Genomic DNA, 12,955 nt, shown 5'->3' with positions numbered 1-12,955 from the left:
CGATGTACGCGACCCAGGGACCCGTACACCCGACCCAGGGACCCGTACACACGGCAGGGACGACCGGGTCGCACGACGTCCCGCAGACTCCGGCGGGGGGCATGACCGAGGAAGAGTTCGACGCGTTCTACGCCGCCGCGTTCCCGCGGCTGACCGGCCAGCTCTACGCCTTCACCGGGGACCACAGTGAGGCGCAGGACGTCGTCCAGGAGGCGTTCGTACGTGCCTGGGACCGGCGGCGGGAGTTCCTGGCCGAAGGGGCTCCCGAGGCGTGGATCCGTACCGTCGCGATGCGGCTCGCGGTGAGCCGCTGGCGGCGGGCGCGGCGTTGGCTGGAACTCGTGCGCCGCAATCCGCCGCCGGAGCACATGCCGGGGCCGGGGCCCGAGCGCACCGCGCTGGTCGAGGCGCTCAGGGCGCTGCCCGAGGCGCAGCGCAGGGCAGTCGTACTGCACCATCTGTGCGACCTCACCGTCGAACAGGTAGCCTCCGAAACCGGTGCGCCCGTGGGCACCGTCAAGGCCCGGCTGTCCCGTGGCCGCGCGGCGCTGGCGCGGTGGCTGAGCGAGGCCGACGAACTGGCTGAGAGGGAGGACGATCGTGTCCGATGAGCCCCGGCCGCCCGCCGAGCCCCACCGCGAACTGGCCCGCACCCTCCATGAGTTGGCCGAGAACCACGAGACCCCGCTGCCCGCCCCTGGCGCTGAGATCCGCCGCCGTGCCGTACGCCGTCGGCGGCGCCGTCACGCCTCCCTCGCCACGATCGGTGCCGGCGCGGTGGCGGCCGTGTCCGTGGTCCTGAGCATGGCGTTCGTCGGCGGAAAGGACGGCCACTCCAGGCCGCCCGCGCAGCCCGCCGCCACGCTGAAGGCACCGGGTCCGTCGTCCGTCGCCGGCTCGGTGCCCGCCGCGACCGTCAACCTCTCGCGGCGTGAACTGGTCGTCGGGGGACGCGTCCTGCCCATCTCCGCGGGGGCGGCCAAGACGCCCACGCCGACGGGCCGTATGACGGTCACCGGCAAGTACAAGGTCGCAGCCCTGCCCGCCGACACGCTCGGGTTCGGGCGAGGGTACGAGACGAAGACGCCCTGGGTGATCCAGCTGCGCACCCCCCAGAACCGTACGAACTACATCGTCGCCTTCACCCTGGACGAGAAGGCGCCCGGCAACTACGACAGCACGGCGGGCTGGATCGGGCTGCGCCGCGGCGACGCGGAGTGGTTGTACCGGCGGCTCGACACGGGTGCGGTGGTGGCGGTGGTGGGAGCGGCGCCCAGGCCGACACCGATGCCGGCGACGCCGACTCCGGTGCGGACGATGCCGAGCGGCACGGCGTCGTGACGTACGTCTGCGTCAGTACGTACCTCTGTGTCCGTCCGTACGTCCGTGTCAGTGCCCATGGGGCATGAGCCGGACGGCGTCATTCCGCCCGTCCCATGGTCACCGTCCGCGTCCCCGGAGTGAAGTCGGTGAAGGACTGGTCCCAGCTTTCGGTGGGCCAGTGGTAGGTGACCTGGCCCTCGGCGGGGCGGTAGTGGGCGGTGTAGACGGTGCCCATGCCCGTGTCGTAGGCGGAGTTGTACAGCGGTGGCTTCAGCAGCGCCGGGAGGTCCGGACCCGCCGCCCGGACTGTGGCCAGGCGTTCCTGGGTTCGGCTCTGCTCTTCCTGCTCGTCCGAGACCGGCAGGTGCTGGTGGTTGGTGGCGCAGGCGTCCGGAGCCTCGGTGAGGGGGATGTCGGGGCCGACGTACACGGTCATGGCGCGGTCGGCATCGACGAGGGTGACGTTCTGGGGGATGGCGATCGGGATCGTACGCAGCTTGTCGACGGCCTCGTCGACCGTCTCGCAGGTCTCCAGGAGATAGCGCAGCACGATGAGGATGGCGAAGCCGGGGCCGTGGACGAAACGTCCGCCGAAGGTGAGCGAGACGGCGAGGCCCGCGTCGTTCATCCCGTCCAGCAGGCCCCAGCCGGCGTCCTGCATGCCGATCACGGGCCGGAGGAAGTGGGAGGAGACGATGGTGCCTTCGCAGTCGGCGGGGTCGAAGTCGTAGTTCCGTAGCAGGGCGCCGCCGACTCCGATCTGGCTGCAGCCCGCGAAGAACGGCCGTATACCGGCGAGGGTGAGGAAGGTTTCCCCTCCGGGGCGGTCGAGCCCGGCCGCCAGCCGGTCGAGTACCGGCACCAGTTCCGGCATATGGACCTCGAACAACTCCCGCGGGCGGGCCGCTCCCTCCGGGGTCTTGCTCTCCTCGGTCAGCCACCCGTCCGCAGCCGGCCACAGGGCCTGCGTGTGGGCGGCCCAGGTCCCATCGGTGCCGTCACCGACATCGATGGCACGAAAGATCTTCTGCTGCTGGGGCACGGCTCGGCTCCCTCGGTGGGGTGGCGTGGGAGTGAAGTGCGGTCAACGTACCTAAATTCAGGGCGAATTCACCAGGGTTCCGATCAGATCATGAGCTTGCGGCGGGCGGGGCCCGCGCCTTGCGTACAGGGCATACGGTTTTGCCCATGACGCAAGACGACCAGGGTGAGCTCGACAGCCTCGTACGCAAACGGATCCGCGCCCTGCGTATGGCGCAGGGCTGGTCCCTCGACGAACTGGCCACCCGCGCCCGGCTCAGCCCGTCCACGCTCAGCCGCATCGAGAACGGCCGGCGCCGCCTCGCGCTGGATCAACTCCTCACCCTCGCCCGCGCCCTGGACACCTCGCTCGACCAGCTCGTCGAGACCGCCACCGACGATGTCATCTCCAGCCCGATGATCGACGCGGCCCACCAGCGGATGCAGTGGCCCATCCGCGCGGACCCGGGCATGACCGTCGTACGTCAGCGGATGACGGACCCGCCGCCCGACAGCCCCTCGCGCATGCGTGCCCACCCCGGCCGTGAGTGGCTCGTCGTGCTCTCCGGTACCGCCGTCCTGCTCCTTGGCAACCGGCGCTTTCGCGTGGAGACCAACCAGGCCGCCGAGTTCCCGACGATGCTCCCGCACGCCATCGGCGCCGAGGGCGGGCCGTGCGAGGTCCTGGGCATCTTCGACCGTGACGCCCGGCGCGGCCACCAGCGGGGCGAGGGCACCGAATGACGGGTTTCTTGCGCAGTCGGCAGGCCGAGCGGCCATCGTCTTGCTCTTTCGGGGAGCAGCCGCGTCACACGCCCGTGGTCCTCTTAGCGTCGTCGGCATGACTCACACATCCCAGCGCGCATCGCACGACCATGAAGCGCACGCCGTCCACCAGCACGGAGCGGACCACGACGCCGACGGCCAGGCGGAGATCCTCGACCTGGATGCCGAGGTGCTCGCCGAACACATCGCCTCCATCACCGCATGGCTGCCAGTCGGAGCCGACCCCCGTCACATCGTGGATCTGGGCTGCGGGACCGGAACCGGCACCTTCGCACTGCTCAAGCGGTTCCCCCATGCCGAGGTGACCGCCGTCGACACCTCGAACAGCCACCTGCACCGCCTGCTCGAGAAAGCCACGGCAGAGGGCCTGGCCGACCGGGTGCACACCGTCCAGGCCGACCTCGATGCGACCTGGCCCGACCTCGGCACGCCCGAACTGGTCTGGGCATCAGCCTCCATGCACCACATGGCCGATCCCGACCGCGCCCTGCGCCAGGTCCGCAACACGCTTGCGCCGGGCGGGCTGTTCGCCGTCGTCGAACTGGACGGCTTCCCCAGGTTCCTGCCCGAAGACGCCCCCGAAGAGCGCCCCGGTCTCGAGGAACGCTGCCACGCCGCGCTTGCGCGGCACCATGCCGAACATGTGTCGCACCGCGGCGCGGACTGGGGAGCCAAGCTCACCGCCACCGGCTTCACCGTCAAGGCCGAACGCACCGTCACCGTGAACCTTGGCCCGCCCCACACCGACGCGGTCGGCCGCTACGCGCTCAGCAGCTTGCGCCGGCTGCGGAGCGGTGCCGCCCAGGCACTGACGGCCGAGGACCTCACCGCCCTTGACCGGCTGCTCGACACCGAGGGGCCGCACAGCGTCCTGCGGCGGGGCGACCTGACGGTACGCACCGAGCGCATGGTGTGGGCCGCGACTGCCTCCGGCGGTTAAGCGGGTGGGTTCGTTTTTTGGGTGCGGGTGCGTTGTGGCTGGTCGCGCAGTTCCCCGCGCCCCTTGGGTGGGTGGGGGGTGCGGGGTCGTGGGCCGGTGCGTCAGCCCGTCGCAGGGCGGGCATACGGCTCTGGGCTGGTACAGGGTGCGGGTTCTCCGAGACCGAAGCTAAGCGACGGGCATACGACGCACCGGCCCACGCCCCCTCCCGCCGGAGGGAAGCTGCGGGTAGTTGGGGGCACGGGCTTGCCCGGGGCGCCGGGGTCTTCGGGGCGCGGGGAGCCGCAGGCTTTTGCTTTTCAGGGGCGCGGGGAACTGCGCGACCAGCCACGACGCACCCGCAGTCGAAAACCGCGCCCTCAGCGGAGCGCCACCGCTTTGAAGCCGCTGTGTCAGTCCTTCCCTCTACGGTTTGCCCATGACTCCTGAGATGTGGGCCCGGTTAAGTCCCTTTCGTGACAAGGCGATCGCGCAGGGCATACCGGCGGACGACGTAGAGCGATGGCTGGCCACCGCCCGCCCCTGCGCGACGCTGACGCGGGACGGGGACGGGCCGGTCGTGGGCCGATTCGGCGGTCCGCTCCTGCTTCCGGCCGACACCCCGGACCCCGCCCACCCCTTCGTCGCCGCCATCGACCTCGCGGCCCTGCCCGCCGACGCGACGGACCTGCCCCTGCCTCCCGACGGCCGGCTGCTGCTCTTCGCCTTCCCCGAGACCGCCGACAATGACGAAACCATGGGAAGCGTGGTGTACGTCCCCGTCGGCACTGCCGTGGCCGAACGGGACAAGCACGCCTGGAACTCCTCCGACTGGGATGACTACGAGGCGATGTTCGCGGAGTTCCCGCAGGGTCCGCTGCGGGCGACGGCCGATGTGTCGCTGCCCTGCCACAAGTCGGTCATACAGCCCGGCATGCCGTGGGGCGGGCCGATTCCCGGGCATCCCCGCTGCGAGGAACTCGTCGCGGTCTGGGAGAGCACCCGTGCGGACATCGCCCCCGCCGGGCCGCTGCAGATCGGGGGATACGCCGATGAGGAGGCCATCGACAACGACCCGATCGCCTATGCCGTGGACCGCGCGGTGAAAGCCGCGGAGGCAGGCTGGGGGGACGGACCGGTTTCGGGTGACGTCTCGGACTGGGTGCTGCTGGCCGACTGGCAGGCCGGCATGGATGTGGAGGGCTGGGAGAGCTCCACCGCCCACTGGGTGATCCAGCGCGAGGACCTGGCCGCGCGGCGGTTCGACCGTGCGTTCACCAGCGTCTTCTGGAATCCCTGACCTGGGCCTGGGCAGTTTCGTTGCTGGATCAGACACAGACACTGGGGGGGCGCGAGGGCTTCTCGTGAGAATGTGACAGTCTCCCGCCCGACTGTCACATTCTCGCGCCACACCCGCCGGGCCGGACGCTCGCGCGCACCGCACCGCTCCGCGGACCCAACCGCTCAGCCGTCGGAGGCAACCGCAGCCGCGCGGACCATCACGCAGTCGAACTCCACAACCCGCCCCGTAGCCGGTTCCCGAGTCACCGGGTACATGCCCGTGATCTCGAAGCCCGCCTCCTCGTAGATCGCGACAGCCTCGTGCATCTGCGGGCTGCCCTCGTAGAGCCGCAGGAGGGCGACCTCCGACTGCATGCCGACGAAGTCGTCGATGCGCTTGCCGGCGCCCGCGAAGACCTCCAGGTCGTAGCCCTGGGTGTCCATCTTCAGGTAGGGCCGCGGGTCGGCGATGCCGTCCAGTGCCTCGTCCATCACCGCGTCGAGGCGACGGATCTCGATCTGCTCCATGGTCGACTTGGCGAACCGCTTGTAGCGGCCCTTGCCGTATTCGGTGGGCGGGAGAAGGGAGTTCATGGAGTTCCAGTTGGAGTGGATCTCCATGGTGGCTTCTTCACGGCCGAGGCCGCAGTTGTAGACGTGCCAGTCCGGGTCGTTCTCCGCCTTCTTCTGCAGCTTGGCGAAGTGCTCGGCGGTCGGCTCGAAGGAGACGATGCGGCCGGTGTAGCCGTGGCGGCGCAGGCGGGTGCCGTACTGGCCGGCGTTGGCGCCCACGTCGAAGACGACGTTCACCTGGTACTTGTCCAGCAGCCCGTTCACATGGTGCGCGCACAGGTAATCGGCGGCGGCCAGCTGGAAGACGCGTTCGTCGCCCTTCGCCGCCTCCGGGTCGAACAGCAGGTGCGCCCCGGTCTGCCCGAGCGCGGCGTTCTTCCACTTCGCCGTCTTCGGCTTGGCCTTGGGCCCTCCGCCACGACTGCGGCTCACCAGCCACGCGTCCGGCCCCACGGGCGTCACCCCGTAACCGCTGCTTCGGCGGGCCAGCAGATCCGCCCCCGCCTCCAGAGAGATCCGGGCACGGCCGCGTCGCCGGGAGACCAGGGCCTCTCCCGGACCGATATCGAGCACCTGCACCCCGAGCTTGGGGGCCAGCTTGAGTAGTCGCCTGTAAAGGGTCTGCATTCAGACACCTTTACATGCGAGAGGCCATTAGTTGAACCGATCTCATAACTTCCTGTTCATGCGGGCGCCGGAAGCAGCCCCGCGGGCGTTCACTCAGGCTCCGGAACGCTATTGCCCCATATTCTCAAGGCCGAGGCCCCCGCCCCGCCGGCTCCGGCGCACCCTCCGCCTCCGCCTCCGGAGGCGGCGTCGCCGCCCGGCGGCGGACAACGGCCGTCAGGCGCGTGGCCACCGGCTCCGTGAAGCGAGCCGTGAGGGGGCCGACGATGACCAGGATCAGCACATACGCCGTGGCCAGCGGCCCGAGGGACGGTTCGATCCCGGCCGTGACCGCAAGGCCGGCGATCACGATCGAGAACTCGCCGCGCGCCACCAGCGTGCCGCCCGCCCGCCAGCGCCCCTTCGTCGAGATCCCGGCCCGCCCGGCGGCCCAGTAACCCGTGGCGATCTTCGTGACGGCGGTGACCAGGGCCAGAGCGAGCGCGGGCAGCAGTACCGGCGGAATGCTGGCCGGGTCGGTGTGCAGGCCGAAGAAGACGAAGAACACGGCGGCGAACAGGTCCCGGAGCGGGGAGAGCAGATTGTGCGCGCCCTCCGCCACCTCCCCGGACAGCGCGATGCCGACCAGGAACGCGCCCACCGCCGCCGAGACCTGGAGCTGCTGGGCGAGCCCGGCGACCAGCAGAGTCAGGCCGAGTACGACGAGCAGCAGCTTCTCGGGGTCGTCGCTGGAGACGAAACGGGAGATGAGGCGGCCGTACCGCACCGCGACCATCAGGACGAGCGCCGCCGCACCGAGCGCGATGGCCAGCGTGACGCTGCCCGAGGCGAGGCCCGCGCCGGCCACCAGGGCGGTGACGATCGGCAGATAGACGGCCATCGCCAGGTCTTCGAGCACCAGGATGCTGAGGATCACGGGAGTCTCACGGTTGCCGAGCCGCCCCAGGTCGCCGAGGACCTTGGCGATGACTCCGGAGGAGGAGATCCAGGTGACTCCGGCGAGGACCACGGCGGCCACCGGACCCCAGCCGAGCAGCAGCGCCATGGCCGCGCCCGGCAGGGCGTTCAGGGCGGCGTCCACCAGGCCCGCCGGGTACTGGGTCTTGAGGTTGGAGACGAGATCGCTCGCCGTGTACTCGAGGCCCAGCATGAGCAGCAGCAGCACGACGCCGATCTCGGCGCCGATCGCCACGAAGTCCTCGCTGGTGCCCAGCGGCAGCAAGCCGCCCTCCCCGAAGGCGAGTCCGGCGAGCAGATACAGCGGGATGGGCGAGAACGAGAACCGTCCGGCGAAGCGGCCCAGCAGCCCCAGGCCGAGGATGATGGCGCCGAACTCGATCAGAAAGACCGCGGAGCTGTGCACTGCCGGTTCACTCCCGTCCGAGTATCGCCGCGGCCGCCTCCACGCCCTCGCGGGTGCCGATCACGATGAGAGTGTCCCCGCCGGCCAGCCGGAAGTCCGGCGCCGGCGACGGGATCGCCTCCGCCCGGCGCAGCACGGCGACGATCGAGGCGCCGGTCTCGGTACGCATCTGCGTCTCGCCGAGCAGCCGTCCGTTCCAGTACGAGCTCCCGGACAGTTCGAGGCGTTCGGCCACCAGGCCGAGCTCGGTGGTGGACAGCAGGTTCGAGCTGTGGTGCGTGGGCAGCAGGGCGTCCACCAGGGCCGCCGCCTCCTTCGGCGTCAGATGCACGGACAGGGAGCAGGCGTCCGGGTCGTCCGTGCGGTACGCGCTGAACGTCCGGTCGCCGTCGCGGTGCGCGACCACCGACAGGCGGCGCCGCTCACGTGTCGTCAGGTCGTAGCGCACCCCGATCCCCGGCAACGGCGTACTGCTCAGGCGTGGTGTGCCCATGGCTGGTCCCCTGTCCGATCCGTACGTGTCCACGGGGCTGTCCACGCCCCACACAGGCACCGTACGCAACCCGCATGAAGGCCGGCGCCCCCGGGCGGAACGCCGGCCTCCGTGGTCAGCCGGTCACTTCGATCTTCCCGTTGGCCGTCTCCGCGGATACGGCCGTCCTGCCCGCCGTGATCCCCTTCAGCAGCTCGGCGAGGTCAACTCCCGTGGTGGAGCTGAGGAGTTCCATGCCCTGCGCGACATTGTCGGCGACCGTACGCGACAGCTGGCTGGCGCCGTCCGTCGAGATCACCGTCATCTTGTCCACTGCGGAGAGCGGCTCGGAGGCCTTGGCGACGACCTGCGGCAGCACCTCGACGAGCATCTGGAGCACGGCCGCGTCGCCGTACTGCGCGAACGCGTCCGCCTTCTTCCGCATGGCCTCCGCCTGGGCGGCACCCGTCGCCCCGATCGCGGCGGCCTCCGCCTCACCCTCCAGCCGGACCGCCTCCGCGATCGCCGCACGCCGGGACCGCTCGGCCTCACCCTGCCTGAGGCCCTCGACGGCCTCCGCCTCGGCCAGCGCGGAGCGGCGCTGCTTCTCGCCCTCACCCGACAGCCGCGCCCGCTCGGCCTCCGCCTGCGCGGCCGCGATGGCGGCCAGCCGCTCGGCCTCGGCCTGCTTCACGCGGGCCACCCGCTTGGCCTCCGCCTCCTGCTCGGCCTCGTACCGCCGGGCGTCGGCGGGCTTACGTACCTCGGTGTCGAGCTGACGGTCCTTCAGTGCCGCCTGGCGCTCGGCCACCTTCTCCTGCTGGATCAGGACGTCCTGCTGACGGGCGGCCTCGGCGAGCGGGCCTGCGGCGTTGGCCTGCGCCGCCGCCGCGTCCGTCTCCGCCTTGATCTCGGCCTGCTTGAGCGCGAAGGTCCGCTGTGCGATCGCGATCTCCTCCTCCGCCTTCAGCCGCGCCTGCTCGGCGGCCCGCCGGGCCACGGCCTCCGCGATGTCGGCCTCCTGCTTGGCACGGGCGGCCTCCGGACGGCCCAGGTCCTCCAGGTAGGAGCCCTCGGTGGTGATGTCCTGGATCTGGAAGGCGTCGAGCACCAGGCCCTGCCCGGACAGGCTCGCCTCGGCCTCCTCCGCCACCTGCCCGGCGAACGCGGCCCGGTCCCGGATGATGTCCTCCACCGACATCCGGCCCACGATGGACCGCAGCGCGCCGGAGAGCACCTCCTGGGTGAAGCCGACGATCCCGTTCTGCTGCATCAGGAACCGCTGGGCCGCGGCCCGGATCGAGTCCTCGGAACCGCCGACCTTGACGATGGCGACGCCTTCGAGGTTCGCCTTCACGCCGCGCAGCGTGACCGCGCCGCGCACCGAGATCGGGATGTGCCGCGAGGACAGGTCGAGGGTGAACTTCTGCTGCACGAACGGCACGACGAACACGCCGCCGCCGACCACGACCTTCTGGCCGCTGTTGTCGGTGAAGATGCGGCCGGTCTCCGGGTCGGTGGACTTCTTGCCGCGCCGCCCGGTGACGATGAACGCCTGGCTCGGCCCGGCCACCTTGTAGCGGGTGACGACGACGAGCGCGAGCAGCACGAGGAGTACGACGACTCCGACGACGGCTATGAGGACTGGACTCATGATGAATTCCCCCCTGCCGGCCCCGTGGACGGCAGATCGGTGCGTACGAATGATGTGCGGGGTGTGGGGTGTGCTGTGCGGAGTGTGATGTGTGGGTCAGCGCTCGACCGGGCGGACCGTCACCGACGTCGTCGACAAGATCCCCTCGACCCAGATCTCGGCGCCCCGCGGGATGGGAACGGCGCTCTTGGCCGCGTACTTCACCGGCTGGCCCGCGAGATACACCAGCACCTCGCCATAGCCGTCGGCCGGGATCGCGGTGACCACGGAGCCCGAGGAGCCCACCAGGTCCTCACTGCGCGGGGTGACGTCGGGATCGTCCCGCATCAGGGCCCGGCTGAACCTCCAGGTCAGCCAGCCCGCCCCGGCACCCGCGCCGACGCCCACAGCGGTGGCGGGTCCTGCGCCGAGCCCGGTCGTCCCCAGCACGATCGCCCCCGTGAAGCCGAGCATCGACACGAACCCGGCGATCACCGGCAGCGACAGCAATCCGTCGAACAGCCCGTCCAGCACCCCGACCCCGTCGAAGATCCCTTCCAGCACCCCGTCGAAGACGAGCGCCAGGACGAGCAGAACGATCCCCGCGATGCCGAGACCGAGAAAGAAGGTCATGCGGTACGCCCCCCGTGTCCCCCGCGTACGCCGACCACCTCGGCGTACGGGAATCATCTCAGGCATGTGCCCCATCGCACACTGCCGTACTCCGGCAATCTTTACGCCGCCTTGATGCCGGTTCCGGCCCATGTGCAGGGGGCCGGCCGCGGGCCAGGATGACGGGGCAGGAAACAAGGGGAGCACGGGGGAGCCACGGGGGACGGATACGGGCCCCGGTGCCGGGGTGTCGACGGGGGAAGACACTGGCACCGGGGCCCGGTTCTGTGCTCTGTGCCCTGTTCCGGCAGTGAACCACTCCCTGGCGGTCCACCCCAGCCGCGTATGCGTTAGAAAGGCGTCAAGGGTTGATGACGTATCAGGGGGTGTGCATGGCGGGGCGGGACGTGCCCGAGGAGTATCTGGACGGCTTCGCCGTCATCCTCGCGGACGCCTCCGCGACCGGCCGCCGGCTGACCCGCGACGAACTCGACTCCCGCCGGGCGCTGGGCGAACGGGCCGCCGAGGCCGGGTACGGCCTCCGCGCCCTCGTCGGCGCGCACCTGGCCGCCGCCCGCGCCCACTGGCCGGCCGCGAACCTCGCGTCCACGGACAGTGTGCTGGCCGCCGTCGAACAGACCGTCGACGCCTTCGCGGAGGGTTACGAGCGGGCCCAGCGTCAGGCCGTACGCCAAGAGGAGGCGGCCCGGCGGGAGTTCATCGACGACCTGCTGTACGGACGCAGCGACCTGGGCCGGATCGCCGAGCGCGCCGAACGCTTCGGGCTGCGCCTCTCGCACGCGCACGCCGTCGCCGTGGCGCAGGGCAGGGCCGGGTACGACGATGGGGACGCCGTCTCCCGCGAGGTGGAGCTCGCGCTGATCGGCCGGTTCGGCGACCGCAGCATCCTCGTGACCACCAAGGACGGGCGGCTCGTCTGTATCGCCCCCGGCGACCAGGACGAGGTCCTCGCCTTCTTCGCCAAGCAGGCGTACGCGGCGACCGACGGCGGCCAGGTCGCCATCGGCCGCCCGCAGCCCGGGCCCGGCGGGGTCGTCCAGTCGTACGAGGAGGCCCTGAACGCCCTCGACCTGGCCGAGCGCCTGGAACTCGACGCCCCCGTACTCCGTGCCGCCGACCTCCTCGTCTACCCCGTTCTCACCCGCGACCGCCAGGCCATGGCGGACCTGGTGCTCAATGCCCTCGGCCCGCTGCGGCAGGCCCGCGGCGGCGCCCGGCCCCTCCTGGACACCCTCACCGAGTACTTCGCCTCGGGCTGCGTCGCCGCGGAGGCGGCCCGTCGGCTGTCGCTGAGCGTGCGGGCCCTCACCTACCGGCTGGACCGGATACACCGGCTGACCGGCGCGAATCCCGCGGACCCGGTGCACCGGTACACGCTGCAGACGGCGGTGATCGGGGCGCGGTTGCTGGACTGGCCGGAGAAGGAGTTCTGAGTCGGCGTTTCCGAGCGGGGTTCGGGGGGAGTCGTCGCCCCTCGGCCCCGTACGGCAGGATTCGGCCATGACCGAGCGAGCCACGACCGAGCGCGACCGTCCCATCCGCGTCCTGATCGCCGACGACCAGGACATGGTGCGTACCGGCTTCCGTTTCTTCCTGGACGCGCAGCCGGACATCACGGTGGTCGCCGAGGCGGCGGACGGGGAGCAGGCCGTCGCGCTGGCCCGCGAGACCCGGCCGGACGTGTGCCTGCTCGACATCCGCATGCCGAAGATGGACGGCCTGGAGGCGACGCGGCTGCTGGCGGGCCCGGAGGTCCCGGACCCGATGCGGGTCGTCGTGGTGACCACCTTCGACCTCGACGAGTACGTCTACGGGGCCCTCCGCGGCGGAGCCTGCGGCTTCCTCCTCAAGGACTCCGGCCCCACGCTGCTCGCCGAGGCGGTACGCGCGGCCGCGGCGGGCGACTCCCTGGTGTCCCCGTCCGTCACGGTCCGCCTCCTCAAGCACGTCACGGCCGCCACGGCGACGCCCGCCCCGGCCGCACCGCCCCCGGCGAAGCCCCAAGAACCGCTCACCGACCGCGAGTTGGACGTCGTACGCCTGGTCGCCCTCGGCCGCACCAACGCCGAGATCGCCGCCGACCTGTACGTCTCCCTCTCCACGGTCAAGACCCACCTGGCCAGCGTCCAACTCAAACTGGCCGCCAGGAACCGTGTGGAAATCGCGGCGTGGGCATGGCAGACGGGGGTGGCCTCCGCCGGTTAAGCGGGAGCCTACGAGGGTGGGGGGTTCGGTTCGTTTTTGGGTGCGGGTGTGTGGGTGGCTGGTCGCGCAGTTCCCCGCGCCCCTGGGTGGGTGGGGGTGCGGGGTCGTGGGCCGGTGCGT

At 71.1% G+C, this 12,955-nt stretch carries 13 protein-coding genes; 7 read left to right on the top strand and 6 right to left on the bottom strand.

The window, feature by feature from the left end; translation table 11 throughout:
* Positions 1 to 101 precede the first annotated feature (101 nt).
* Positions 102 to 611: a SigE family RNA polymerase sigma factor gene (locus tag IEZ21_RS12490; RefSeq protein ID WP_033320444.1), complete on the top strand. Its 510-nt coding sequence runs from the start codon at positions 102 to 104 to the stop codon at positions 609 to 611.
* Complete coding sequence (locus IEZ21_RS12485) at positions 601 to 1,341, top strand: L,D-transpeptidase (RefSeq protein ID WP_189321953.1); 741 nt, start codon at positions 601 to 603, stop codon at positions 1,339 to 1,341. The genes IEZ21_RS12490 and IEZ21_RS12485 overlap by 11 nt, the downstream gene beginning before the upstream one ends.
* Before the next feature lie 79 nt (positions 1,342 to 1,420).
* On the opposite strand, the gene IEZ21_RS12480 is transcribed toward IEZ21_RS12485, so the two are convergent.
* Entirely contained in the window at positions 1,421 to 2,365 is a 945-nt protein-coding gene (locus IEZ21_RS12480) for a C45 family autoproteolytic acyltransferase/hydrolase (RefSeq protein ID WP_189321952.1), read from the bottom strand.
* Between the two features lie 146 nt (positions 2,366 to 2,511).
* Here IEZ21_RS12480 and IEZ21_RS12475 point away from each other — a divergent pair, with 146 nt between their 5' ends.
* From IEZ21_RS12475 to IEZ21_RS12465, 3 genes are all read left to right on the top strand, one after another.
* On the top strand, positions 2,512 to 3,087 hold the full coding sequence (locus IEZ21_RS12475; protein WP_189321951.1) for a helix-turn-helix domain-containing protein: 576 nt from the start codon (positions 2,512 to 2,514) through the stop codon (positions 3,085 to 3,087).
* A gap of 97 nt (positions 3,088 to 3,184) precedes the next feature.
* A complete protein-coding gene (locus IEZ21_RS12470) occupies positions 3,185 to 4,069 on the top strand; it encodes a class I SAM-dependent methyltransferase (RefSeq protein ID WP_189321950.1) in 885 nt (294 codons plus the stop codon).
* A gap of 418 nt (positions 4,070 to 4,487) precedes the next feature.
* Positions 4,488 to 5,348 (top strand): DUF1963 domain-containing protein, encoded by an 861-nt coding sequence (locus IEZ21_RS12465; protein ID WP_189321949.1) that lies wholly within the window; start codon positions 4,488 to 4,490, stop codon positions 5,346 to 5,348.
* Between the two features lie 164 nt (positions 5,349 to 5,512).
* Here IEZ21_RS12465 and IEZ21_RS12460 read toward each other — a convergent pair whose 3' ends face one another.
* From IEZ21_RS12460 to IEZ21_RS12440, 5 genes are all read right to left on the bottom strand, one after another.
* Positions 5,513 to 6,529, bottom strand: a complete 1,017-nt coding sequence (locus IEZ21_RS12460) for an FkbM family methyltransferase (protein WP_189321948.1) — start codon at positions 6,527 to 6,529, stop codon at positions 5,513 to 5,515.
* A 124-nt stretch (positions 6,530 to 6,653) separates the two neighbouring features.
* The gene (locus IEZ21_RS12455) at positions 6,654 to 7,892 is read right to left on the bottom strand and encodes a cation:proton antiporter (RefSeq protein ID WP_189321947.1); all 1,239 of its coding nucleotides are present in this window, start codon (positions 7,890 to 7,892) and stop codon (positions 6,654 to 6,656) included.
* A 7-nt stretch (positions 7,893 to 7,899) separates the two neighbouring features.
* Positions 7,900 to 8,385, bottom strand: a complete 486-nt coding sequence (locus IEZ21_RS12450) for a cation:proton antiporter regulatory subunit (protein ID WP_189321946.1) — start codon at positions 8,383 to 8,385, stop codon at positions 7,900 to 7,902.
* A 115-nt stretch (positions 8,386 to 8,500) separates the two neighbouring features.
* Positions 8,501 to 10,018, bottom strand: a complete 1,518-nt coding sequence (locus tag IEZ21_RS12445) for a flotillin family protein (RefSeq protein ID WP_189321945.1) — start codon at positions 10,016 to 10,018, stop codon at positions 8,501 to 8,503.
* A gap of 96 nt (positions 10,019 to 10,114) precedes the next feature.
* Positions 10,115 to 10,630, bottom strand: coding sequence for an NfeD C-terminal domain-containing protein (locus IEZ21_RS12440; protein WP_189321944.1), 516 nt, complete (start codon positions 10,628 to 10,630; stop codon positions 10,115 to 10,117).
* A gap of 371 nt (positions 10,631 to 11,001) precedes the next feature.
* On the opposite strand from IEZ21_RS12440, the gene IEZ21_RS12435 reads away from it, so the two are divergent.
* Together IEZ21_RS12435 and IEZ21_RS12430 are read left to right on the top strand one after the other, a co-directional pair.
* Positions 11,002 to 12,063 carry a PucR family transcriptional regulator gene (locus IEZ21_RS12435; RefSeq protein WP_189322257.1) on the top strand — a complete coding sequence of 354 codons (1,062 nt, stop codon included), beginning with the start codon at positions 11,002 to 11,004 and terminating at the stop codon, positions 12,061 to 12,063.
* Positions 12,064 to 12,130: 67 nt separating this feature from the next.
* The gene (locus IEZ21_RS12430) at positions 12,131 to 12,835 is read left to right on the top strand and encodes a response regulator transcription factor (protein WP_189321943.1); all 705 of its coding nucleotides are present in this window, start codon (positions 12,131 to 12,133) and stop codon (positions 12,833 to 12,835) included.
* The last annotated feature ends 120 nt before the right edge of the window (positions 12,836 to 12,955 follow it).

Origin of the sequence: Streptomyces flaveus (genome assembly GCF_014647675.1) — a bacterium.
In the GTDB taxonomy this organism is placed as follows: Bacteria; Actinomycetota; Actinomycetes; order Streptomycetales; family Streptomycetaceae; genus Streptomyces; species Streptomyces flaveus.
The sequence above is the reverse complement of the archived record's forward strand: the minus strand, read 5'-3'. Positions and strand labels throughout refer to the sequence as shown.

Bases quoted from the DNA above. Each gene is read 5' to 3' on its own strand.
- IEZ21_RS12450 (WP_189321946.1), bottom strand. From the start codon at position 8,385: ATGGGCACACCACGCCTGAGCAGTACGCCGTTGCCGGGGATCGGGGTG.
- IEZ21_RS12490 (WP_033320444.1), top strand. From the start codon at position 102: ATGACCGAGGAAGAGTTCGACGCGTTCTACGCCGCCGCGTTCCCGCGG.
- IEZ21_RS12470 (WP_189321950.1), top strand. From the start codon at position 3,185: ATGACTCACACATCCCAGCGCGCATCGCACGACCATGAAGCGCACGCC.
- IEZ21_RS12430 (WP_189321943.1), top strand. From the start codon at position 12,131: ATGACCGAGCGAGCCACGACCGAGCGCGACCGTCCCATCCGCGTCCTG.
- IEZ21_RS12475 (WP_189321951.1), top strand. From the start codon at position 2,512: ATGACGCAAGACGACCAGGGTGAGCTCGACAGCCTCGTACGCAAACGG.
- IEZ21_RS12465 (WP_189321949.1), top strand. From the start codon at position 4,488: ATGACTCCTGAGATGTGGGCCCGGTTAAGTCCCTTTCGTGACAAGGCG.
- IEZ21_RS12435 (WP_189322257.1), top strand. From the start codon at position 11,002: ATGGCGGGGCGGGACGTGCCCGAGGAGTATCTGGACGGCTTCGCCGTC.
- IEZ21_RS12460 (WP_189321948.1), bottom strand. From the start codon at position 6,529: ATGCAGACCCTTTACAGGCGACTACTCAAGCTGGCCCCCAAGCTCGGG.
- IEZ21_RS12440 (WP_189321944.1), bottom strand. From the start codon at position 10,630: ATGACCTTCTTTCTCGGTCTCGGCATCGCGGGGATCGTTCTGCTCGTC.
- IEZ21_RS12445 (WP_189321945.1), bottom strand. From the start codon at position 10,018: ATGAGTCCAGTCCTCATAGCCGTCGTCGGAGTCGTCGTACTCCTCGTG.